Source organism: Actinoplanes sp. NPDC049599 (assembly GCF_044465625.1).
Taxonomy (GTDB): Bacteria; Actinomycetota; Actinomycetes; order Mycobacteriales; family Micromonosporaceae; genus Actinoplanes.
In genome coordinates this window covers 589,948-611,253 of the sequence record NZ_JBITLX010000001.1, presented here as the reverse complement: position 1 = coordinate 611,253, position 21,306 = coordinate 589,948, and the positions used below count along the sequence as shown (strand labels likewise).

The 21,306-nt window shown below is 66.9% G+C and carries 29 protein-coding genes; all 29 read right to left on the bottom strand.

All coding sequences use genetic code 11. The features are described from left to right. Positions 1 to 43: 43 nt before the first annotated feature. Entirely contained in the window at positions 44 to 1,390 is a 1,347-nt protein-coding gene (gene secY, locus ACIBQZ_RS02940; RefSeq protein ID WP_396086728.1) for a preprotein translocase subunit SecY, read from the bottom strand. Between the two features lie 275 nt (positions 1,391 to 1,665). Next, positions 1,666 to 2,109 (bottom strand): 50S ribosomal protein L15, encoded by a 444-nt coding sequence (gene rplO, locus ACIBQZ_RS02935; RefSeq protein WP_396086727.1) that lies wholly within the window; start codon positions 2,107 to 2,109, stop codon positions 1,666 to 1,668. Then, positions 2,109 to 2,291, bottom strand: coding sequence for a 50S ribosomal protein L30 (gene rpmD, locus ACIBQZ_RS02930; protein WP_023358201.1), 183 nt, complete (start codon positions 2,289 to 2,291; stop codon positions 2,109 to 2,111). Before rpmD ends, rplO begins: the two co-directional genes overlap by 1 nt. Continuing rightward, positions 2,291 to 2,917 carry a 30S ribosomal protein S5 gene (rpsE, locus tag ACIBQZ_RS02925; RefSeq protein ID WP_396086726.1) on the bottom strand — a complete coding sequence of 209 codons (627 nt, stop codon included), beginning with the start codon at positions 2,915 to 2,917 and terminating at the stop codon, positions 2,291 to 2,293. Before rpsE ends, rpmD begins: the two co-directional genes overlap by 1 nt. A gap of 12 nt (positions 2,918 to 2,929) precedes the next feature. Then, positions 2,930 to 3,313, bottom strand: coding sequence for a 50S ribosomal protein L18 (rplR, locus tag ACIBQZ_RS02920; RefSeq protein ID WP_396086803.1), 384 nt, complete (start codon positions 3,311 to 3,313; stop codon positions 2,930 to 2,932). 8 nt (positions 3,314 to 3,321) lie between these two features. Further along, on the bottom strand, positions 3,322 to 3,864 hold the full coding sequence (rplF, locus tag ACIBQZ_RS02915) for a 50S ribosomal protein L6 (protein ID WP_023358196.1): 543 nt from the start codon (positions 3,862 to 3,864) through the stop codon (positions 3,322 to 3,324). A gap of 13 nt (positions 3,865 to 3,877) precedes the next feature. After that, positions 3,878 to 4,285: a 30S ribosomal protein S8 gene (gene rpsH / locus ACIBQZ_RS02910; protein WP_106130631.1), complete on the bottom strand. Its 408-nt coding sequence runs from the start codon at positions 4,283 to 4,285 to the stop codon at positions 3,878 to 3,880. 77 nt (positions 4,286 to 4,362) lie between these two features. After that, positions 4,363 to 4,548 (bottom strand): type Z 30S ribosomal protein S14, encoded by a 186-nt coding sequence (locus ACIBQZ_RS02905; RefSeq protein ID WP_014440734.1) that lies wholly within the window; start codon positions 4,546 to 4,548, stop codon positions 4,363 to 4,365. A 2-nt stretch (positions 4,549 to 4,550) separates the two neighbouring features. Further along, the gene (gene rplE, locus ACIBQZ_RS02900) at positions 4,551 to 5,120 is read right to left on the bottom strand and encodes a 50S ribosomal protein L5 (RefSeq protein ID WP_125811506.1); all 570 of its coding nucleotides are present in this window, start codon (positions 5,118 to 5,120) and stop codon (positions 4,551 to 4,553) included. Next, the gene (gene rplX / locus ACIBQZ_RS02895) at positions 5,120 to 5,440 is read right to left on the bottom strand and encodes a 50S ribosomal protein L24 (RefSeq protein ID WP_396086802.1); all 321 of its coding nucleotides are present in this window, start codon (positions 5,438 to 5,440) and stop codon (positions 5,120 to 5,122) included. Before rplX ends, rplE begins: the two co-directional genes overlap by 1 nt. Next, positions 5,437 to 5,805, bottom strand: coding sequence for a 50S ribosomal protein L14 (gene rplN / locus ACIBQZ_RS02890; RefSeq protein ID WP_023358185.1), 369 nt, complete (start codon positions 5,803 to 5,805; stop codon positions 5,437 to 5,439). Before rplN ends, rplX begins: the two co-directional genes overlap by 4 nt. A gap of 100 nt (positions 5,806 to 5,905) precedes the next feature. After that, positions 5,906 to 6,181, bottom strand: a complete 276-nt coding sequence (gene rpsQ / locus ACIBQZ_RS02885) for a 30S ribosomal protein S17 (protein WP_396086725.1) — start codon at positions 6,179 to 6,181, stop codon at positions 5,906 to 5,908. Next, positions 6,178 to 6,414: a 50S ribosomal protein L29 gene (rpmC, locus tag ACIBQZ_RS02880; protein ID WP_212987325.1), complete on the bottom strand. Its 237-nt coding sequence runs from the start codon at positions 6,412 to 6,414 to the stop codon at positions 6,178 to 6,180. The genes rpsQ and rpmC overlap by 4 nt, the downstream gene beginning before the upstream one ends. Next, positions 6,414 to 6,839, bottom strand: coding sequence for a 50S ribosomal protein L16 (gene rplP / locus ACIBQZ_RS02875; protein ID WP_396086724.1), 426 nt, complete (start codon positions 6,837 to 6,839; stop codon positions 6,414 to 6,416). Before rplP ends, rpmC begins: the two co-directional genes overlap by 1 nt. Positions 6,840 to 6,842: 3 nt before the next feature. Next, positions 6,843 to 7,697 carry a 30S ribosomal protein S3 gene (gene rpsC, locus ACIBQZ_RS02870; RefSeq protein ID WP_396086723.1) on the bottom strand — a complete coding sequence of 285 codons (855 nt, stop codon included), beginning with the start codon at positions 7,695 to 7,697 and terminating at the stop codon, positions 6,843 to 6,845. Beyond that, entirely contained in the window at positions 7,697 to 8,161 is a 465-nt protein-coding gene (gene rplV / locus ACIBQZ_RS02865) for a 50S ribosomal protein L22 (RefSeq protein WP_396086722.1), read from the bottom strand. The genes rpsC and rplV overlap by 1 nt, the downstream gene beginning before the upstream one ends. A gap of 31 nt (positions 8,162 to 8,192) precedes the next feature. Beyond that, complete coding sequence (rpsS, locus tag ACIBQZ_RS02860) at positions 8,193 to 8,474, bottom strand: 30S ribosomal protein S19 (protein WP_020513590.1); 282 nt, start codon at positions 8,472 to 8,474, stop codon at positions 8,193 to 8,195. 13 nt (positions 8,475 to 8,487) lie between these two features. Continuing rightward, entirely contained in the window at positions 8,488 to 9,327 is an 840-nt protein-coding gene (rplB, locus tag ACIBQZ_RS02855; protein ID WP_396086721.1) for a 50S ribosomal protein L2, read from the bottom strand. A gap of 13 nt (positions 9,328 to 9,340) precedes the next feature. After that, the gene (gene rplW, locus ACIBQZ_RS02850) at positions 9,341 to 9,643 is read right to left on the bottom strand and encodes a 50S ribosomal protein L23 (RefSeq protein WP_396086720.1); all 303 of its coding nucleotides are present in this window, start codon (positions 9,641 to 9,643) and stop codon (positions 9,341 to 9,343) included. Next, positions 9,640 to 10,290, bottom strand: coding sequence for a 50S ribosomal protein L4 (rplD, locus tag ACIBQZ_RS02845; RefSeq protein WP_396086719.1), 651 nt, complete (start codon positions 10,288 to 10,290; stop codon positions 9,640 to 9,642). The genes rplW and rplD overlap by 4 nt, the downstream gene beginning before the upstream one ends. Next, on the bottom strand, positions 10,287 to 10,940 hold the full coding sequence (gene rplC, locus ACIBQZ_RS02840; RefSeq protein ID WP_396086718.1) for a 50S ribosomal protein L3: 654 nt from the start codon (positions 10,938 to 10,940) through the stop codon (positions 10,287 to 10,289). The genes rplD and rplC overlap by 4 nt, the downstream gene beginning before the upstream one ends. Positions 10,941 to 10,951: 11 nt before the next feature. Then, entirely contained in the window at positions 10,952 to 11,260 is a 309-nt protein-coding gene (gene rpsJ, locus ACIBQZ_RS02835) for a 30S ribosomal protein S10 (protein WP_097322778.1), read from the bottom strand. Between the two features lie 370 nt (positions 11,261 to 11,630). Next, a complete protein-coding gene (gene tuf / locus ACIBQZ_RS02830) occupies positions 11,631 to 12,824 on the bottom strand; it encodes an elongation factor Tu (protein ID WP_396086717.1) in 1,194 nt (397 codons plus the stop codon). 130 nt (positions 12,825 to 12,954) lie between these two features. Beyond that, complete coding sequence (fusA, locus tag ACIBQZ_RS02825; RefSeq protein WP_396086716.1) at positions 12,955 to 15,051, bottom strand: elongation factor G; 2,097 nt, start codon at positions 15,049 to 15,051, stop codon at positions 12,955 to 12,957. A gap of 90 nt (positions 15,052 to 15,141) precedes the next feature. Further along, on the bottom strand, positions 15,142 to 15,612 hold the full coding sequence (rpsG, locus tag ACIBQZ_RS02820) for a 30S ribosomal protein S7 (protein WP_023358162.1): 471 nt from the start codon (positions 15,610 to 15,612) through the stop codon (positions 15,142 to 15,144). 1 nt (position 15,613) lies between these two features. Next, positions 15,614 to 15,988 carry a 30S ribosomal protein S12 gene (rpsL, locus tag ACIBQZ_RS02815; RefSeq protein ID WP_014440718.1) on the bottom strand — a complete coding sequence of 125 codons (375 nt, stop codon included), beginning with the start codon at positions 15,986 to 15,988 and terminating at the stop codon, positions 15,614 to 15,616. Positions 15,989 to 16,386: 398 nt separating this feature from the next. After that, a complete protein-coding gene (locus ACIBQZ_RS02810) occupies positions 16,387 to 16,878 on the bottom strand; it encodes a hypothetical protein (RefSeq protein WP_396086715.1) in 492 nt (163 codons plus the stop codon). An 89-nt stretch (positions 16,879 to 16,967) separates the two neighbouring features. Beyond that, positions 16,968 to 17,306: a hypothetical protein gene (locus tag ACIBQZ_RS02805; RefSeq protein WP_396086801.1), complete on the bottom strand. Its 339-nt coding sequence runs from the start codon at positions 17,304 to 17,306 to the stop codon at positions 16,968 to 16,970. 90 nt (positions 17,307 to 17,396) lie between these two features. After that, complete coding sequence (locus ACIBQZ_RS02800) at positions 17,397 to 21,287, bottom strand: DNA-directed RNA polymerase subunit beta' (protein WP_396086714.1); 3,891 nt, start codon at positions 21,285 to 21,287, stop codon at positions 17,397 to 17,399. Positions 21,288 to 21,306: the final 19 nt, after the last annotated feature.

The following is a 21,306-nucleotide window of genomic DNA, read 5'->3' as shown; positions in this document are numbered from 1 at the left end:
TCGCAAACCACAGACGCAAGAGCCCCCCGGCTCCGCGCCCCCACTACCGGAGGAACCCTTCGTAGTTGCGCTGCATCAGCTGGCTCTCGATCTGCTTGACCGTCTCCAGGCCCACACCCACCATGATCAGCACCGCCGTACCACCGAACGGGAAGTTCTGGTACTGCGCGCTGTTCAGCCAGATGAAGAAGAAGTTCGGCAGGACCGAGATCAAGCCGAGGTAGAGCGCACCCGGCAGGGTGATCCGGCTGAGGATGAAGTCCAGGTAGTCGGCGGTCGGCTTACCGGGCCGGATGCCCGGGACAAAACCACCGTACTTCTTCATGTTCTCCGCGACCTCGGTCGGGTTGAACGTGATCGAGACGTAGAAGTACGTGAAGAAGATGATCAGCAGGAAGTACGTGGTGATGTAGATCCAGTGGCTCGGGTTCGCCAGGTTGTTCTGGATCCACTGCTGATAACCCTTGAGGTTGTTCTGGTCGAAGAACTGCAGGTACAGCTGCGGCAGGTAGAGCAGCGAGGACGCGAAGATCACCGGCACGACGCCGGCCTGGTTGACCTTCAGCGGGATGTACGTCGAGGTGCCGCCGTACATGCGCCGGCCGATCATGCGCTTCGCGTACTGCACCGGGATGCGCCGCTGGGCCTGCTCGATGAAGACGACCGCACAGATGACGATCAGCACGAGCGCGATCACCAGCAGGAACTTGGCGACGCCGCTGCTCTCCTTGATCGTCCAGCCCTCGCCGGGGAGGCGGGCGGCGATCGAGGTGAAGATCAGCACGGACATGCCGTTGCCGACGCCGCGGTCGGTGATGAGCTCGCCGAGCCACATCACCACGCCGGTGCCGGCGGTCATCGTGATGACCAGCATGGTCAGGGTCAGCCAGACCGGGATCCCGGTGTTCTCCGGGATGATCTGGAAGTTGGCCTGATCCTGCGGGCAGGCGTTGGCGAAGAGCTGGCCGGACCGGGCCAGCGCGACGAACGCCGAGGACTGCAGGACCGCGAGGCCCAGCGTCAGGTACCGGGTGTATTGCGTGATCTTGGCCTGGCCGGACTGACCCTCCTTGCGGAGCTGCTCGAGGCGGGGAATCACCACGGTCAGCAGCTGCAGGATGATCGATGCCGTGATGTACGGCATGATGCCGAGCGCGAACACGGAGAGCTGGAGCAGCGCACCGCCGGAGAAGAGGTTCAGGAGGTTCAACACCCCGCCGCCGGCGTTGGTGCTGTTCACGACGTCCAGACAGTTGCGGACGTTGGTGTAGGACACGCCTGGGCTGGGCAGAGTGGCACCGAGCCGGTAGACCGCGATGATCGCTACTGTGAACAGCAACTTCTTGCGCAGGTCAGGCGTCCGGAACGCACTGGAAAAGGCGGAGAGCAACTTCTTCCTCCTGCGCGAGGTGACCGCCTGGAATCCGGCGGATGGGGGGAGGCATCGGTCCGGACGACCGATATCCCTAGCTGGGAACGGACTTTAACAGTCTGACGTGCCGGTTGTGAGGCACGGTCGCCCTATGTGCAACACCCTGGGACGAAGGGCAACCGGGCGACCGGTGGAGCGGCCGCGCCCGGCCCGGCAAAGTGCCAGGTCAGACGCCACAACGGGGATGCCGCCCGAGCATCTCGCGATGCCCGGGCCAGCATCCCCGGAAAAACTCACAGCTCGGTGGCGGAACCACCAGCTGCGGCGATCTTCTCCTTGGCCGACTCGCTGAACGCGTGCGCCGAGACCTGCAGCGTCACGCCACCCAGCTCGCCGGAGCCGAGAACCTTCACCGGCTGGCCACGACGGACCGCGCCGGCGTCGGCCAGCTCCAGCGGACCGATCTCGCCGCCGTTGGGGAACAGCTCGGCGAGCCGGTCCAGGTTCACGACCTGGAAGACGACCTTGTTCTTGTTCTTGAAGCCCTTCATCTTGGGCAGGCGCATGTGGATGGGCATCTGCCCACCCTCGAACCGGGCCGGAACCTGGTAACGCGCCTTGGTGCCCTTGGTGCCGCGACCGGCGGTCTTGCCCTTGGAGCCCTCACCGCGACCCACTCGGGTCTTCGCGGTCTTGGCGCCGGGCGCCGGACGCAGGTGGTGGACCTTGATCGCCATTACTCGACCTCCTCGACGCTGACGAGGTGGTTGACGGCGAAGATCATGCCCCGAATCTCGGGACGGTCTTCCTTGACCACCACATCGTTGATCCGCTTCAGCCCGAGCGACCGCAGGGAGTCCCGCTGGTTCTGCTTACGGCCGATGCCGGACCGGAGCTGGGTGACCTTCAAGCGTGCCATCAGTGTCCCACCGCCGCTTCCGCACGAGACGCCAGCATGGCCGCGGGGGCGACGTCCTCGACCGGGAGGCCACGGCGGGCCGCAACGGCCTCCGGGGACTCCAGGCCCTTGAGGGCCGCCACCGTCGCATGCACGATGTTGATCGGGTTGGACGAGCCGAGGCTCTTGGAGAGCACGTCGTGGATGCCCGCGCACTCCAGCACGGCACGCACCGGGCCACCGGCGATGACGCCGGTACCGGCGGACGCCGGCTTCAGGAGCACGACACCGGCGGCGGCCTCACCCAGGATCGGGTGCGGGATCGTCGCGGCGATGCGCGGCACCTTGAAGAAGTGCTTCTTGGCCTCCTCGACGCCCTTGGCGATCGCCGCGGGCACCTCCTTGGCCTTTCCGTAGCCGATACCGACGGTGCCGTCACCGTCGCCCACGATCACCAGGGCGGTGAAGCTGAAGCGACGACCGCCCTTGACGACCTTGGCGACCCGGTTGATCGCGACGACCCGCTCAAGATGCGGGGTCTTCTCGACGGGCGCGTTACGGCCGCCCTCACGACGGTTGTCGCGGCGTCCACCCTCGTTGTTACCGCCGGAGCCGGAGCCGCCGCCACGGCGCTGTTGACCAGGCATTGGTATTCCTTCCTAGAACTCGAGTCCGGCTTCGCGGGCAGCGTCGGCAAGCGCGGCGATCCGCCCCGCGTACCGGTTGCCACCGCGGTCGAAGACGACCTTGGATACGCCTGCGGCCTTGGCCCGCTCGGCGAGGAGAGTGCCGACCTTGGTGGCCAGGGCACTCTTGTCACCCTCAGTGCCACGCAGGGTGGCGTCGAGCGTGGAGGCCGACGCCAGCGTGTGGCCCTTGAGGTCGTCGACGATCTGCGCGGTGATGTTCCGCGTGGACCGGGTGACGACGAGGCGGGGACGCTCGGCGGAGCCGCGGACGTTCTTGCGGACCCGGAAGTGCCGACGAGCCTTGCCGACGGCGCGCTTGTACGACGCACCGCCGCCATTGCGGCGCTTGAGCAGCGTGGCGGTCACTTCTTACCTGCCTTTCCGGCCTTGCGGCGGATGACCTCGCCCTGGTACTTGACGCCCTTGCCCTTGTACGGCTCCGGCGGGCGGATCTTCCGGATGTTCGCGGCGACCTCGCCGACGAGCTGCTTGTCGATGCCGGTGACCGTGAACTGCGTCGGCCGCTCCACCGAGAAGGTGATGCCGGCCGGCGGGACCACGTTGACCGGGTGCGAGAAGCCCAGGGCGAACTCGAGGTCCTTGCCCTTGGCGGTCACGCGGTAACCGGTGCCGTTGATCTCCAGCGTCTTCTTGTAGCCCTCGGTGACGCCGACGATCATGTTGGCGACCAGGGTACGGGAGAGGCCGTGCAGCTCCTTGGCCCGACGTTCGTCGTTGGGCCGGTTGACCGCCAGCTCGCCGTTCTCCGCCTTCTCGACGGTGATCGGCTCGGCCACGGTGTGCGACAGCTCGCCCTTGGGGCCCTTGACCTTGACGGTCTGGCCCGTGATGGTGACGTCGACGCCGGCCGGGACCGGGATCGACTTACGTCCGATTCGCGACATGTCTAAGTCTCCGTTACCAAACGAAGGCGAGGATTTCCCCGCCAACGCTCCGCTTGCGGGCCTGCCGGTCGGTCAGCAGCCCCTGGGACGTCGAAACGATCGCGACACCCAGGCCACCGAGCACCCGGGGGAGCTCGTCGGACTTGGCGTACACCCGGAGGCCGGGCTTGGACACGCGCTTGATGCCGGCGAGGCTGCGCTCGCGGTTCTGGCCGTACTTGAGCTCTACGACCAGGCGCTTGCCGACTTCGCCTTCCGCGGGCTCCTCGGCCGACCAGGAGGCGATGTATCCCTCTGCCTTGAGGACCTCGGCGATGTTCGCCTTGATCTTCGAGAAGGGCATGGTCACCTTGTCGTGGTACGCCTGGTTGGCGTTACGCAGACGCGTGAGCATGTCTGCGATCGGGTCCGTCATCGTCATGGGTATTCGTCAACCTTTCTCGCCGGGGTTCCCAGGGTTTCCCCGGGCCTACGGCGAAGCGGTAGTACAAGCTTGGGTTACCAGGAAGCCTTGGACACGCCGGGCAGTTCGCCCCGGTGAGCCATGTCCCGCACGCAGACCCGGCACAGACCGAACTTGCGGTAGACCGAGTGCGGCCGTCCGCACTTCTGGCAGCGGGTGTACGCCCGAACGGCGAACTTCGGCTTCGCGGCCGCCTTGATGATCAGCGCCTTCTTAGCCATGCTCAGTTCTCCTTGAACGGGAAGCCCAGGAGCTTGAGCAGCTGCCGGCCCTCCTCGTCGGTCGTGGCGGTGGTGACCACCGTGATGTCCATGCCCCGGGTCCGATCGATCCGGTCCTGGTCGATCTCGTGGAACACCGACTGCTCGGTCAGACCGAACGTGTAGTTGCCGTGGCCGTCGAGCTTGCGCCCGTCCAGACCGCGGAAGTCACGGATACGCGGCAGCGCGATCGACAGCAGCCGGTCCAGGAACTCCCACATCCGGTCGTTGCGCAGGGTGACCTTCGCGCCGATCGGCATGCCCTCACGCAGCTTGAACTGCGCGATGGACTTGGTCGCCCGCCGCACCAGCGGCTTCTGGCCCGTGATGGTGGTCAGGTCCCGCACGGCGCCGTCGATCAGCTTGGCGTCGCGCGCGGCCTCGCCAACACCCATGTTCACGACGACCTTGACCAGGCCGGGGAGCTGCATGGGGTTGCCGTACTTGTACTGCTCCTGAAGCGCAGGAATGACCTCGCTGCGGTACTTCTGCTTCAGCCGGGGCAGGGTCTTGGGCTCGGTAGCGGCAGTCATCACAGGTCCTTACCGGTGCTACGCGCGATGCGGACCTTCTGGCCGTTCTCGTCCCGCCGGAAACCGATGCGAGTCGGCTTGCCCTCGGAGTCCACGAGCTGCACGTTCGAGATGTGGATCGGGGCTTCCTGCGTGACGATGCCGCCGGTCTTGGAACCGCGCTGCGTCGTGCGGATCTTCTCGTGCTTCTTCATACGGTTGACGCCCTCGACCAGGACCTTGTCCCGCCGCGGGAAGGCCGCGATGACCTTACCCTTGGCGCCCTTGTCCTTGCCGGCGATGACGACGACCGTGTCGCCCTTCTTGATCTTCACGGTCAGAGCACCTCCGGCGCCAGGCTGATGATCTTCATGAACCGCTTGTCGCGCAGCTCGCGGCCGACCGGGCCGAAGATGCGCGTACCGCGGGGGTCGCCACCGTCCTTGATGATGACGGCGGCGTTCTCGTCGAAGCGGATGTACGAGCCGTCGGGACGGCGCCGCTCCTTGGCCGTACGAACGATGACCGCCTTGACGACGTCACCCTTCTTCACACCGGCACCCGGAATGGCGTCCTTGACCGTGGCCACGATGACGTCACCGATGCTCGCGTAACGGCGACCGGAGCCGCCCAGAACCCGGATGCACAGGATTTCCCTGGCACCCGTGTTGTCGGCGACGCGCAGTCGCGACTCCTGCTGGATCACGTCTGTCTCCTATGTCTGCCAGTTCTCCGGCAACTCGCCGAAGCTTGGCGGAACGATGGTCCGCCGGGCCGACCGGGGTGTCCCGGCCGGCCCAGCCAACTCACTTGGCCTTTTCGAGGATCTCTACGACACGCCACCGCTTGGTGCGGGACAGCGGACGGGTCTCCATCAGGGTGACCCGGTCGCCGACGCCGCACGCGTTCTGCTCGTCGTGTGCCTGGAGCTTGCGGGTGCGCCGCAGGACCTTGCCGTAAAGGGCGTGCTTGACGCGGTCCTCGACCTCGACGATGACGGTCTTGTCCATCTTGTCGCTGACCACGAGGCCCTCGCGCGTCTTGCGCTGGGTCCGCGGCGCAGCAGCTGCGTTCTCGCTCATGCTGTAGTCACCTCAGTCGGCGCGGCCGAGAGCCCCAGCTCACGCTCACGCATGATCGTGTAGATCTTCGCGATGTCCTTGCGGACGACCTGCAGACGACGGTGGTTGTCGAGCTGACCGGTCGCACCCTGCACGCGGAGATTGAACAGCTCCGCCTTGGATTCGCGCAGCCGCGAGATCAGCTCCTCTTCGGAGAGCTCTCGCAGCTCGGAAGCCTTAACGCCGGCTGCCATCAGCTTTCAGCCCCTTCGCGCGTCACGATGCGGCACTTCATCGGGAGCTTGTGGATCGCGCGACGCATCGCTTCGCGCGCGATCGTCTCGTTCGGGAACGACATCTCGAAGAGAATGCGTCCCGGCTTGACGTTCGCCACCCACCACTCCGGTGAGCCCTTGCCGGAACCCATGCGGGTCTCGGCGGGCTTCTTGGTCAGTGCCTGGTCCGGGAAGATCGAGATCCACACCTTGCCGCCACGCTTGATGTGGCGGGTCATGGCGATACGAGCTGACTCGATCTGCCGGTTGGTCACGTATGCCGGTTCCAGGGCCTGGATACCGAACTCGCCGAAGACCACCCGGTTGCCGCCCTTGGACGCGCCGTGGCGGTCCGGGTGGTGCGGCTTGCGGAAGCCCTTCGGGGGCTTACGCGGCATCAGCATGTGTCAGCCCTCCTGCTGCGATTCGGCCGCAGCCGGAGCAACGGCGGTGTCGGTCGTGGGTGCGGCCTCCGCCGGAGCGGGGGAAGCAGCCGCGGCCTGAGCGGCCCGGCCGGCCTCGGTGCCGCCCGCGGTCGTGCCGGACGAACCGGAACGGCCGCGACGCGGACGGTCCGGGCGCTCGGCACGGTCACGGCGCGGACGCGCGGGCGCCTCGGGGGCAACCTCGCGACCCGGCACGGCGTCGCCCTTGTAGATCCAGACCTTCACGCCGATGCGGCCGAAGGTCGTACGGGCCTCGAAGAAGCCGTACTCGATGTTCGCGCGCAGCGTGTGCAGCGGGACGCGACCCTCACGGTAGAACTCCGTGCGGCTCATCTCCGCGCCACCGAGGCGGCCGGAGACCTGCACCCGGATGCCCTTGCAGATCGGGTTCTTCATCGCCGACTGCATCGCCTTGCGCATGGCCCGGCGGAAGCTGACCCGGCTGGACAGCTGCTCGGCGACGCCCTGCGCCACGAGCTGCGCGTCCGACTCGGGGTTCTTCACCTCGAGGATGTTCAGCTGGACCTGCTTGCCGGTGAGCTTCTCGAGCTCGCCGCGGATCCGGTCGGCCTCCGCACCCTTACGGCCGATGACGATGCCCGGCCGGGCGGTGTGGATGTCCACGCGGACCCGGTCGCGGGTGCGCTCGATGTCCACCTTGGAAATGCCGGCGCGCTCCAGGCCCTTGGACATCATCCGGCGGATCTTGACATCCTCGCCGATGTAGTCCTTGTAGAGCTTGTCCGCGAACCAGCGGCTCTTCCAGTCGGTGGAGATGCCGAGACGGAACCCGGTGGGGTGAACTTTCTGACCCATTACTCGGCACCTTCCGTGCTGCTCTGCGGCTCGGCCGCCGGAGCAGCCTTCTTGGCCGGCGCGGCCTTCTTGGCCGTCGCCTTGCGAGCCGGCGTGGTCACCTGGACCGCTTCGACCGCCACGGTGATGTGGCAGGTGCGCTTACGGATCCGGTACGCCCGGCCCTGCGCCCGCGGCCGGAACCGCTTGAGCGTCGGACCCTCGTCCACGAAAGCCTCGCTGACCAGGAGCGCGTCCGGGTCGAGCCGCTCGTTGTTCTCGGCGTTCGCAATCGCGCTCGCGAGCACCTTGTAAACCTGCTCACTCGCGGCCTGCGGCGCGAACTGCAGGACCGTGAGAGCCTCCTTCGCGGGCAGACCGCGGACGAGGTTGATCACACGGCGCGCCTTGTTCGGCGAGATGCGCACGTGGCGCGCAACTGCCCGAGCGCCCGGAAGCGCCGGAGCATCGCTCTTGACTGGCATCGCTGTAACCCCTTTCTGATCCGTGGACTGGTTAGCGACGACGGCTCTTGCGGTCGTCCTTCTCGTGACCCTTGAACGTGCGGGTCAGAGCGAACTCGCCGAGCTTGTGACCGACCATGGCCTCGGTGATGAACACCGGGACGTGCTTGCGCCCGTCGTGCACCGCGATCGTGTGCCCGAGCATGTCGGGAATGATCGTCGAGCGCCGCGACCAGGTCTTGATGACGTTCTTCGAGTTCTTCTCGTTCTGGACTTCCACCTTCTTGAGCAGGTGGTCGTCGACGAACGGGCCCTTCTTCAGGCTGCGAGGCATCTCTTAACTCCCGTTATCCGCGCTTGCGGGTGGCGTAGCGGCGGCGAACGATCATGCGGTCGCTCTCCTGGCCCTTACGGCGGGTACGGCCTTCCGGCTTACCAGCCGGGTTGACCGGGTGGCGACCACCGGAGGTCTTACCCTCACCACCGCCGTGCGGGTGGTCGACCGGGTTCATGGCGACACCACGGACGGTCGGGCGCTTGCCCTTCCACCGCATGCGGCCGGCCTTGCCCCAGTTGATGTTCGACTGCTCAGCGTTGCCGATCTCGCCGACGGTCGCGCGGCAGCGGATGTCGACACGGCGGATCTCGCCGGAGGGCATACGCAGCGTGGCGTACACACCCTCACGGCCGAGCAGCTGGATGCCGACGCCGGCCGAACGGGCCAGCTTGGCGCCACCGCCGGGGCGGAGCTCCACGCCGTGCACCGTCGTACCGACCGGGATGTTGCGCAGCGGCAGGTTGTTACCCGGCTTGATGTCCGCGCCCACACCCGACTCGACCCGGTCGCCCTGCTTGAGGTCCTTCGGCGCGAGGATGTAGCGCTTCTCGCCGTCGGCGTAGTGCAGCAGTGCGATGCGGGACGTACGGTTCGGGTCGTACTCGATGTGCGCGACCTTGGCCGGCACACCGTCCTTGTCGTTGCGCCGGAAGTCGATCAGCCGGTACTGCCGCTTGTGGCCGCCGCCCTGGTGCCGCGTGGTGATGCGGCCGTGGACGTTGCGACCACCCTTGCGGGGCAGCGGGGCGAGCAGAGACTTCTCCGGCGTCGACCGGGTGATCTCAGCGAAGTCGGCGACGCTGGAGCCACGACGGCCCGGCGTGGTCGGCTTGTACTTACGGATAGCCATGATTTACAACCCCTTAGCTGACCGGGCCGCCGAAGGCCTCGATGCGGTCACCGTCAGCCAGCTTCACGAGGGCACGCTTGGTCGCCTTACGCTGACCGAAGCCCGTCCTGGTGCGCTTGCGCTTGCCCTGGCGATTGATGGTGTTCACCGTCAGCACCCGGACATCGAAGATCTGCTGGATCGCGATCTTGATCTCGGTCTTGTTCGCGTCCGGGTGGACCAGGAACGTGTACCAGTTCTGGTCGAGAACGCTGTAGCTCTTCTCGGAGACCACGGGCGCGAAGATGATGTCGCGCGGGTCGGCGATCGTGCTCACTTGTCCCCCTCCTCGGCAGCCTCGGCCGGCACGCCCAGGAACTCGTCGAGGGCTTCCTTGGTGAAAACGACCACGTCGGCGACCAGCACGTCGTACGTGTTGAGCTGGCCGGCCTCGATGAGGTGCACGGTCGGCTCGTTCCGCAGCGAGATCCAGTTCAGCTCGTCGTAGCTGCTCAGCACGACCAGGACCTTGGTGGAGTCGGTCACCTTGCGCAGCGCCGCGATGGCGGCCTTGGTCGACGGCGTCTCGCCGGCGATGAAGGCCTCGATCACGTGGACGTTGCCGTCGCGGGCCCGGTCCGAGAGGGCACCGCGCAGGGCGGCAGCCTTCATCTTCTTCGGGGTCCGCTGGCTGTAGTCGCGCGGCACGGGGCCGTGCACGACGCCACCACCGGTGAACTGCGGCGCGCGGATCGAGCCCTGACGGGCGCGACCGGTGCCCTTCTGCTTGTACGGCTTCTTGCCGCCGCCGGCGACCTCACCGCGCGTCTTGGCCTTGGCCGTGCCCTGACGGGCGGCGGCGAGCTGGGCCACGACGACCTGGTGCATCAGCGGGATGTTCGCCTGCACGTCGAAGATGTCGTCGGGCAGCTCGACCGAGCCGGCCTTCGTGCCCTCGGCGTTGATCACATCAACCGAGCTCACTTGGCACCACCCTTCTTCTTCGCCGCCGTGCGAACCAGGATCAGCGCGCCCTTGGGACCGGGCACCGCGCCCTTGACCAGCAGCAGGTTGTTCTCGAGGTCGACCGCCTGCACCGTCAGGTTCTGCACGGTGAAGCGCTTGTTGCCCATGCGACCCGCCATCCGGGTGCCCCGGAAGACCCGGCCGGGCGTCGCGCAGGCGCCGATCGAGCCGGGCGAGCGGTGCTTGCGCTCGACACCATGGCTCGCCTTCAGGCCGTGGAAGCCGTGCCGCTTCATGACACCGGCGTAGCCCTTGCCCTTGGTCTTACCGGTGACGTCGATCGGCGTGCCGACCGCGAACGCCTCGACGGTGACCTCCTGGCCGAGCTCGTACTCGGTGGCGTCGGTGGTGCGCAGCTCCACGAGGTGGCGCCGCGGCGACACACCCGCCTTCGCGTAGTGTCCGCCCTCCGGCTTGTTGACCTTGCGCGGGTCGATGGCGCCGTACGCCAGCTGAACCGCGGTATAGCCGTCAGTCTCGGTGGTGCGGACCTGGGTCACGACGCACGGGCCGGCCTGCACCACGGTTACCGGGACGACCTTGTTGTTGTCCCAGACCTGGGTCATGCCGAGCTTGGCGCCCAGGATGCCCTTCACTTGCCTGTCCATTGTCCGGATCCCTACAGCTTGATCTCGATGTCGACGCCAGCCGGAAGGTCGAGGCGCATCAGCGAGTCGACCGTCTTCGGAGTCGGGTCGATGATGTCGATCAGACGCTTGTGCGTGCGCATCTCGAAGTGCTCGCGCGAGTCCTTGTACTTGTGCGGCGAACGGATGACGCAGAAACGGTTGATCTCCGTGGGCAGCGGCACCGGGCCCGCGACCGAAGCTCCGGTACGCGTGACCGTCTCAACGATCTTGCGTGCCGACGAGTCAACGACCTCGTGGTCATAGGCCTTGAGCCGGATGCGGATCTTCTGTCCCGCCATGGTGGCTTCTGTTTCCTTCTCTCGATGCCGCTACGTGCGAAAGCTGTGGCCCTCGCATGCCCGCAGGACCGTTGGTCCTGCGATGTCCGACCCCCGCGGTCGGGCGTGTCGCGCCAGTCGGCAGAAAACTCTGCTGACCAGGCTCCGCCCCAAGGCTCCGGAGCGATCTTGCCCGCAAGGGACCCTCGGGAGAGGAACCCTTGATCCGTCGGGATCGGGGATGCCGGCGGCTGTTGGAACCACGCCGGACACCCGGCGAGGGTGGCCGGCCGCCCTCTCTCGAAAGCGAGAGCAGCCAACCACCCTGCGCGGACGCAACCTGACTAGTATGCCGTATCGATCCCGGCAATGCTAATCGGGGTTACCTACCTCAGACGTTGATCTTCGTGACCGTGCCGGCGCCGACGGTGCGGCCACCCTCACGGATCGCGAACTTCAGGCCCTGCTCCATGGCGATCGGCTGGATCAGCTTGACCGACATCGAGGTGGAGTCGCCCGGCATGACCATCTCGGTGCCCTCGGGCAGCGTGACGACGCCGGTGACGTCCGTGGTGCGGAAGTAGAACTGCGGGCGGTAGTTCTGGAAGAACGGCGTGTGCCGGCCGCCCTCTTCCTTCGAGAGGATGTAGACCTGGCCCTCGAACTCCGTGTGCGGAGTGCTCGAGCCCGGCTTCACGACGACCATGCCGCGCTCGACGTCCTCGCGCTTGATGCCGCGCAGCAGGAGGCCGACGTTCTCGCCCGCGCGGGCCTCGTCGAGCAGCTTGCGGAACATCTCGATGCCGGTGCAAACGGTCTTGGTCGACTTCTCGCGGATACCCACGATCTCGACCTCCTCGTTCGGCTTGAGGATGCCGCGCTCGGCCCGGCCGGTGACGACCGTGCCGCGACCGGTGATCGTGAAGACGTCCTCGATCGGCATGAGGAACGGCTTGTCGGTGTCACGCTCAGGCTGCGGGATCGCGGTGTCGACCGCGTTCATCAGCTCCATGAGCTTGCCGGTCCACGCCTCGTCGCCCTCGAGCGCCTTGAGCGCCGAGACACGCACGACCGGAAGGTCGTCGCCCGGGAACTCGTAGGTGCTGAGCAGCTCGCGAACCTCGAGCTCGACGAGCTCCAGGAGCTCCTCGTCCTCGACCATGTCGCTCTTGTTCAGGGCGACAACGATGTACGGAACGCCGACCTGGCGGGCCAGGAGCACGTGCTCCTTGGTCTGCGGCATCGGGCCGTCGGTCGCGGCAACCACCAGGATCGCGCCGTCCATCTGCGCGGCACCGGTGATCATGTTCTTGATGTAGTCCGCGTGGCCGGGGCAGTCCACGTGCGCGTAGTGCCGCGTCGCGGTCTGGTACTCGACGTGCGCGATCGAGATCGTGATGCCGCGGGCCTTCTCCTCCGGCGCCTTGTCGATCTCGTCGAACGGCGTGTAGGGGTTGAGGTCCGGGTACTCGTCGTGCAGGACCTTCGTGATGGCCGCAGTCAGCGTCGTCTTACCGTGGTCGATGTGACCAATGGTGCCGATGTTGACGTGCGGCTTAGTCCGCTCGAACTTCGCCTTCGCCACTGGTGTCCTCCTGTGGACTGGATCTTTGCTTATCGCCCGGCACGCCGGTGACGGCGTTCAGGGACTCTGTCGACTGCTCGTGCACGTGCGGTCCTCGACGGACCGCACGTGCCTCATCAAGCCTGGGTGCTTACGCGCCCGTGGCCTTCGCGATGATCTCCTTCGCCACGCTCTGAGGAACCTCGGCGTAGGAGTCGAACTGCATGCTGTAGCTGGCCCGGCCCTGAGTCTTCGACCGCAGGTCGCCGACGTAGCCGAACATCTCCGAGAGCGGCACCAGCGCCTTGATGACCCGAGCGCCGGAGCGCTCCTCCATCGACTGGATGATGCCACGGCGGGAGTTGAGGTCACCGATGACGTCACCCATGTTGTCCTCAGGGGTGGTGACCTCAACGGCCATCATCGGCTCGAGCAGCGCGGGGTCGGCCTTGCGGGCCGCCTCCTTCATCACGATCGAGCCGGCGATCTTGAATGCCATCTCCGACGAGTCGACCTCGTGGAACTGACCGTCCACCAGGGTCAGCTTGACGCCGACCATCGGGTAGCCGGCGAGGACGCCGTACTGCAGGGAGTCCTGCGCGCCCGCGTCGACCGAAGGGATGTACTCCTTCGGGATGCGACCGCCGGACACCGCGTTGACGAACTCGTAGGTCGGGCCGTCGGTGGCGAGCTCAAGCGGCTCCACGGTGACGACGACCTTCGCGTACTGGCCCGAGCCACCGGTCTGCTTCTTGTGCACGTAGGTGAGCTTCTCCACCTTGCCGCGGATCGTCTCACGGTATGCCACCTGCGGCTTACCGATGTTCGCCTCGACGTTGAACTCACGGCGCATGCGGTCCACCAGGATGTCCAGGTGGAGCTCGCCCATGCCGGCGATGACCGTCTGACCGGTCTCCTCGTCGTTGAAGACCCGGAAGGTCGGGTCCTCCTCGGCCAGGCGCTGGATCGCCACGCCCAGCTTCTCCTGGTCCGACTTGGTCTTCGGCTCGATGGCGACCTGGATGACCGGCTCCGGGAAGGTCATCGACTCGAGGATGACCGGGTTTGCCGGGTCGCTGAGCGTGTCGCCGGTGGTGGTCTGCTTGAGACCCTGGACGGCGATGATGTCGCCGGCCCACGCCGTCGGACGCTCTTCACGCTTGTTGGCGTGCATCTGGTAGATCTTGCCGATCCGCTCCTTGCGGTCCTTGGTGGAGTTGACCACCTGAGAACCGGACTCGAGCGTGCCGGAGTAGACCCGGACGTAGGTCAGCTTGCCGAGGTGCTTGTCCGTCTGGATCTTGAACGCCAGGCCGGAGAAGGGCTCGTCGTTCGACGGCTTGCGGATGATCGGCGTCTCGCCGTCGGTCGCGGTGCCGTCGATGGCCGGGACGTCCAGCGGCGAGGGCAGGTAGTCGACCACGGCGTCGAGCATGGGCTGTACGCCCTTGTTCTTGAACGCCGAACCACACAGCACCGGGTTCGCCTTGCTGGCGATCGTGGCACGCCGGATGGCGGCCTTGATCTCGTCCTGGGGCACCTCGACGCCGTCGAGGTACTTGACCATGACGTCGTCGTCCACGTCGGCCAGCGTCTCGATGAGCTTCTCGCGCCACTCGGTCGCGGAGTCCAGCAGAGCTGCCGGGATCTCCTCGATCTGGTAGTCGTCACCCTTCTGGGTCTCCCCACGCCAGGTGAGCGCCTTCATGGTGATCAGGTCGACGACGCCGATGTGGTCGCCCTCGAGCCCGATCGGGATCTGCAGCACGAGCGGGGTGGCGTTGAGCCGGTCGATCATCATCTGCACGCAGCGGAAGAAGTCGGCACCGGTCCGGTCGAGCTTGTTGACGAAGCACATGCGCGGGACGTGGTACTTGTCCGCCTGCCGCCACACGTTCTCGGTCTGCGGCTCCACGCCGGCGACACCGTCGTAGACCGCGACGGCACCGTCGAGCACCCGCAGCGACCGCTCGACCTCGACCGTGAAGTCGACGTGGCCGGGCGTGTCGATGATCTGAATCGTGTAGCCCTTCCACTCGCACTTCGTGGCGGCGGAGGTGATCGTGATGCCGCGTTCTTGTTCCTGTTCCATCCAGTCCATGACGGCCGCGCCCTCGTGGACTTCACCGATCTTGTACGTGATACCGGTGTAGAACAGGATCCGCTCGGTCGTCGTGGTCTTACCAGCGTCGATGTGCGCCATGATGCCGATGTTGCGTACCTTGGCGAGCGCGTCTGCGGCAGCCACTTCAATCCCTACTCTTCTTCGTCGTCGTCTCTGCAGGACCGGTACGACTGAACTGCGACGGCCCGGCGGGAACCGGGCCGGCAGCGGGTCTTACCAGCGGTAGTGCGCGAAGGCCTTGTTGGACTCCGCCATCTTGTGGGTGTCCTCGCGCCGCTTCACCGCTGCGCCGAGGCCGTTGCTGGCGTCGAGCAGCTCGTTCTGCAGCCGCTCGATCATGGTCTTCTCGCGGCGGGCCTTGGAGTACTGGACCAGCCAGCGCAGACCGAGGGTGGTCTGCCGCGGCGTACGCACCTCGACCGGCACCTGGTAGGTCGCGCCACCCACACGGCGGCTGCGGACCTCGAGGGTCGGCTTGACGTTGTCCATGGCGCGCTTGAGCGTCACCACGGGGTCGGTGCCGCTCTTCTCGCGGGCACCCTCGAGCGCGCCGTAGACGATGCGCTCGGCGAGCTGACGCTTGCCGCCGACCAGGATCTTGTTCACCAGCTGGGTGACCAGCGGTGAGTTGTAAACCGGGTCCGGGACCACGGGGTGGCGCGGAGCGGGGCCTTTACGCGGCATGTCAGCTCTTCTCCTTCTTCGCGCCGTAACGGCTGCGGGCCTGCTTGCGGTTACGGACACCCTGGGTGTCCAGCGAACCGCGGACGATCTTGTAGCGGACGCCCGGAAGGTCCTTCACCCGACCGCCACGCACGAGCACGATCGAGTGCTCCTGCAGGTTGTGGCCGACGCCCGGGATGTACGCCGTCACCTCGATCTGGCTGCTGAGCTTCACACGAGCGACCTTGCGCAGCGCAGAGTTCGGCTTCTTGGGGGTAGTGGTGTACACGCGCGTGCACACGCCGCGCCGCTGAGGGCTTCCCTTCAGCGCCGGCGTCTTGGTCTTGCTCGTCTTCGCCTGTCGGCCCTTTCGGACCAGCTGCTGGATCGTGGGCACCGGGTTTCTCCGCTCCCTTCGGCCGCCCTTCAGCGGCCGCACCGTCTTCGTTCTGCCTTATGGCACCGAAGAACCCCGTTTGGATCCTCCGGCACCCGCGGTCGGGCGTGTCGCCCGCTCACGGTCCCGCCGCGCGCTTGACACACGCCGCGAGTGTTGTCTTTGTCAGGGCTGTAACCCTGTCGTGCCACTGCCCCGTCGGTTACTACAGACTCGGGCGCACGCACGAGTTGCCCGGGCGAGCCCGGGCACGAGGGGAAAGAGTACCCACCACGGGGACACAGGTCAAAACGAGGAACTCATCTGACTGCTTCCCATGATGGACATCTCCAGCTAACAAGTGTACCGGGTGCCTCGGGGTGACGATGCCTCGGTGTCGGATCCCGCGTCTCCGGGCTTCACGAGACCTGCAGCACGACTACCAACAACAGGGTCAGCGCCGCGATTCCCAGCCCTGCCGCGCCGCAGGAGATGCCCGCGGTGGCCAGTCCCCGTCCGACAAAACGGACCCGGCCGTCCTTGCCGGAGCGCCGGATCTGCCGCCGGGCGGCCAGCCCCAGCCCGGCCGAGCCGCCGCCGAGCAGCACCCCGAGCAGCGCGAACGCGCCGGCGACCACGGCACCCCAGCCGTCCGACAGCCCGGAGATGCCGAAGCAGAGCACCAGGGTGGAGACCAGGATCGCGGCGATGCCCCCGATCAGCGAACCGGTGGCCAGGCCCGAGGTGATCGGCGCCACCTTGAGCTGGACCAGGCCGAACTCCGTGCCCGGCACCGGCTCGACCCGTTCCGGGGTCCACGCCTCGCTCGGCTTGGGCGGCAGCACCGGCGGTGGGCCGGGCATCGGCGCCGGCGGTCCGGCCGGCTGCCACGAACCTGGTAACTGCGTCACCGAACCGTTCCTCCCGCCACGTACCCCTTGATCGTCGAGCATGTCACCCGTACGTGGTCCGGCGCAGCCCTGGGGCCGCTGACGGGCGTTCAGTCGGTGTTCGAGTCGAAGTCCTGGCCGCCCGGCGCGGCCGCCAGGTGGAGCAGCCCGGCGATCGACGCGACCACCAGCGCGGTCAGCGCCAGCACGATCCCGGCCCAGGCCAGCCGCTCGCCGCGGCGCACCCAGGAGGCGCCGATCAGGTAGCCGCCGGCGGCGTAGGCCTGCCGCCGTACCTGGCGGGCCAGCAGCAGCGCGACGGTGGCGGGAATCACCCCGCCGACCAGCGCCCCGGTCAGCAGCGCCACCAGCCCGAGCGCGAAGACGGCCCGGGCCTTGGTCGACGGCGCCGGGTCCGGATCCCTCGGGTGGCGGGTGGGTGCGGTCATCGCGGGGAACGTCACCCATCCATCTTAGGAACACCGCAGGGCGGCCGCGCATGGTCAGCGCGGCCGCCCTGCGGCGATGATCAGAAACCCTTAGCGGTACGACCCGAAGTCGAAGTCGTCCAGCGGCACGGCCTGCCCGCTGGCCGGCCCGAAGCCGTAGTCGGTCTCGGGGTACCCGGTCATCGAGTACACCTTCGCCTTGGCCTCCTCGGTCGGCTCCACCCGGATGTTGCGGTACTTGCTGATGCCCGTACCGGCCGGGATGAGCTTGCCGATGATGACGTTCTCCTTGAGGCCCACCAGCGAGTCGCTGCGCGAGTTGATCGCAGCGTCGGTGAGCACCCGGGTGGTCTCCTGGAAGGAGGCCGCCGAGAGCCAGGAGTCGGTCGCCAGCGAGGCCTTGGTGATACCCATCAGCACCGGACGACCGGCGGCGGGCTCGCCACCCTCGCCCACGAGCCGGCGGTTCTCCGACTCGAAGAGCGCCCGGTCGACCAGCACGCCCGGCAGGAACTCGGTCGCGCCGGAATCGATGACCGTGACCCGCTTGAGCATCTGGCGGATGATGATCTCGATGTGCTTGTCGTGGATGAGCACACCCTGCGAGCGGTAGACCTCCTGGACCTCACTGGTCAGGTGGACCTGGACCGCGCGCGGGCCCATGATGCGCAGCAGCTCGTGCGGGTCGATGGTGCCCTCGGTGAGCTTCTCGCCGACACCGACGTGGGCGCCGTCGTGGACCCGCAGCTTGACCCGCTTGGAGATCTTGTCGTACACGATCTCCTCGCTGCCGTCGTCCGGGATCACGATGATCTTCCGCGAGCGCTCGCCGTCCTCGATGCGGATGCGTCCCGGGGTGTCGGCGATGGGCGCCTTGCCCTTGGGCACGCGGGCCTCGAAGATCTCCTGCACACGCGGCAGACCCTGGGTGATGTCCTCACCCGCGACACCACCGGTGTGGAAGGTACGCATGGTCAGCTGCGTACCGGGCTCACCGATGGACTGGGCCGCGATGATGCCGACGGCCTCGCCGATGTCGACCGCCTTGCCGGTCGGCAGCGAGCGGCCGTAGCACGCGGCGCAGACGCCCAGCTTCGACTCACAGGTCAGGACGCTGCGCACCCGGACCGTCTCCACGCCGGCCGCGACCAGCTTGTCGACCATGATCGAGTTGAGGTCGTCGCCACGCGACACCACCCGGTTGCCCTGGGCGTCGTCGATGTCGTCGGCCAGCGTCCGGGCGTGCACCCCGGTCTCGGCGTGCGTGTGCACAGCCAGGGTGCCGTCCGGCTCGCGGTCCGCCACCTGCATCGGGATCGCGCGGTCGGTGCCGCAGTCCTCCTCGCGGATGATGACGTCCTGCGAGACGTCCACCAGACGCCGGGTCAGGTAACCCGAGTCGGCGGTACGCAGCGCGGTGTCGGCCAGACCCTTACGGGCACCGTGCGTGGAGATGAAGTACTCCAGCACGGTCAGACCCTCGCGGTACGACGAGGTGATCGGGCGCGGGATGATCTCGCCCTTGGGGTTGGCCACCAGACCACGGATCGCGGCGATCTGCCGGAGCTGGAGCAGGTTACCGCGGGCGCCGGAGTTGATCATGACCCAGAGCGGGTTCTCCTGCGGCAGCGCCGTCTCCATCTCCTTCGAGATGTCCTTGGTCGCGTTGGTCCAGATGTCGATGAGCTCGCCGCGACGTTCCTCGGCGGTCATCAGGCCCCGCTGGTACTGCTTGTCGATGCGGTCGGCCTCACCCTGGTAGCGGGCGATGATCTCCGGCTTGCGCGGAGGGCCGATCACGTCGCCCATGCCGATCGTCACACCGGACCAGGTGGCCCAGTGGAAGCCGGCCTCCTTGAGCGCGTCCAGGGTCGCCGCCAGGGCGACCTTGGGGAAACGCTCGGCGAGGTCGTTGACGATCGCGGAGAGCTGACCCTTGCGGATCTCGTAGTTGACGTAGCGGTAGCCCGGCGGCAGCGTCTCGTTGAAGAGCACCCGTCCCAGGGTGGTCTCGACGAGCAGCTTGTCGCCCGTCTCCCAGCCCTCCGGCCGGGACCAGGCGGGCTGGCCCGCGCCGTTGTCGACCTCGAGCACCTCGGGCAGGCGGATCTTCACCAGCGACTGCAGGTGCAGCTCGCCGTTGTCGAACGCCATCCGTGCCTCGGCGTCCGAGCTGAAGACCCGGCCCTCACCCTTGCCACCCTTGGTGAGGTGGGTCAGGTAGTAGAGGCCGATGACCATGTCCTGGGTGGGCATGGTGACCGGCTTGCCGTCGGCCGGCTTGAGGATGTTGTTCGACGACAGCATCAGGATCCGGGCCTCGGCCTGCGCCTCGGCCGACAGCGGCACGTGCACCGCCATCTGGTCACCGTCGAAGTCGGCGTTGAACGCCGTACAGACGAGCGGGTGGATCTGGATCGCCTTGCCCTCGACCAGCTGCGGCTCGAAGGCCTGGATGCCCAGGCGGTGCAGCGTCGGTGCGCGGTTCAGCAGCACCGGGTGCTCGCTGATGACCTCTTCCAGGACGTCCCACACGACCGCGCGCTGCCGCTCGACCATGCGCTTGGCCGACTTGATGTTCTGCGCGTGGTTCAGGTCCACCAGGCGCTTCATCACGAACGGCTTGAACAGCTCCAGCGCCATCTGCTTCGGCAGGCCGCACTGGTGCAGCTTGAGCCGGGGGCCGACGACGATGACGGAACGGCCGGAGTAGTCGACGCGCTTGCCGAGCAGGTTCTGCCGGAACCGGCCCTGCTTGCCCTTGAGCATGTCGGACAGCGACTTCAGCGGACGGTTACCCGGGCCGGTGACCGGCCGGCCGCGGCGGCCGTTGTCGAACAGCGCGTCGACGGCCTCCTGCAGCATCCGCTTCTCGTTGTTGACGATGATCTCGGGGGCGCCGAGGTCGATCAGCCGCTTGAGCCGGTTGTTCCGGTTGATCACACGGCGGTAGAGGTCGTTCAGGTCGGACGTGGCGAAGCGGCCACCGTCGAGCTGCACCATCGGGCGCAGGTCCGGCGGGATTACCGGGACGCAGTCCAGGACCATGCCGAGCGGCGAGTTGCGGGTGTTCAGGAACGCGGCGACGACCTTGAGCCGCTTGAGCGCCCGGATCTTGCGCTGGCCCTTGCCGCTGCGGATGGTCTCGCGCAGCGACTCGGCCTCGGCGTCGAGGTCCATGTTCTCCAGCAGGGCCTTGATGGCCTCGGCACCCATGCCGCCGGTGAAGTACTCACCGAAGCGGTCGCGCAGCTCGCGGTAGAGCAGCTCGTCGGTGACCAGCTGCTTGCTGTCGAGCTTGCGGAAGGTGTCGAGCACCTCGTCGAGGCGGTCGATCTCGCGCTGCGCCTTGTCACGGATCTGGCGCATCTCGCGTTCGCCGGCCTCCTTGACCTTGCGGCGCACGTCCGCCTTGGCGCCCTCGGCCTCCAGCTCGGCAAGGTCCTGCTCGAGCTTGGCGGCGCGCTTCTCGATCTCGGAGTCGCGGCTGTTCTCGGACTGCCGCTTCTCGGCGAAGATCTCGTTCTCGATCGTGGACATGTCGCGGTGACGCGCTTCGGCGTCCACGCTCGTGATCACGTACGAGGCGAAGTAGATGATCTTCTCGAGGTCCTTGGGGGCCAGGTCGAGCAGGTAGCCCAGCCGGCTCGGCACACCCTTGAAGTACCAGATGTGCGTGACCGACGCGGCCAGCTCGATGTGGCCCATGCGCTCACGACGGACCTTGGACCGGGTCACCTCGACGCCGCAGCGCTCACAGATGATGCCCTTGAACCGGACCCGCTTGTACTTGCCGCAGTAGCACTCCCAGTCCCGCTGAGGACCGAAGATCTTCTCGCAGAAGAGTCCGTCCTTCTCGGGCTTGAGCGTGCGGTAGTTGATCGTCTCGGGCTTCTTGACCTCACCGTGCGACCACTGCCGGATGTCGTCAGCGGTAGCAAGGCCGATGCGCAACTCGTCGAAGAAGTTGACGTCGAGCACTTGGACTATCCCTCGTGTT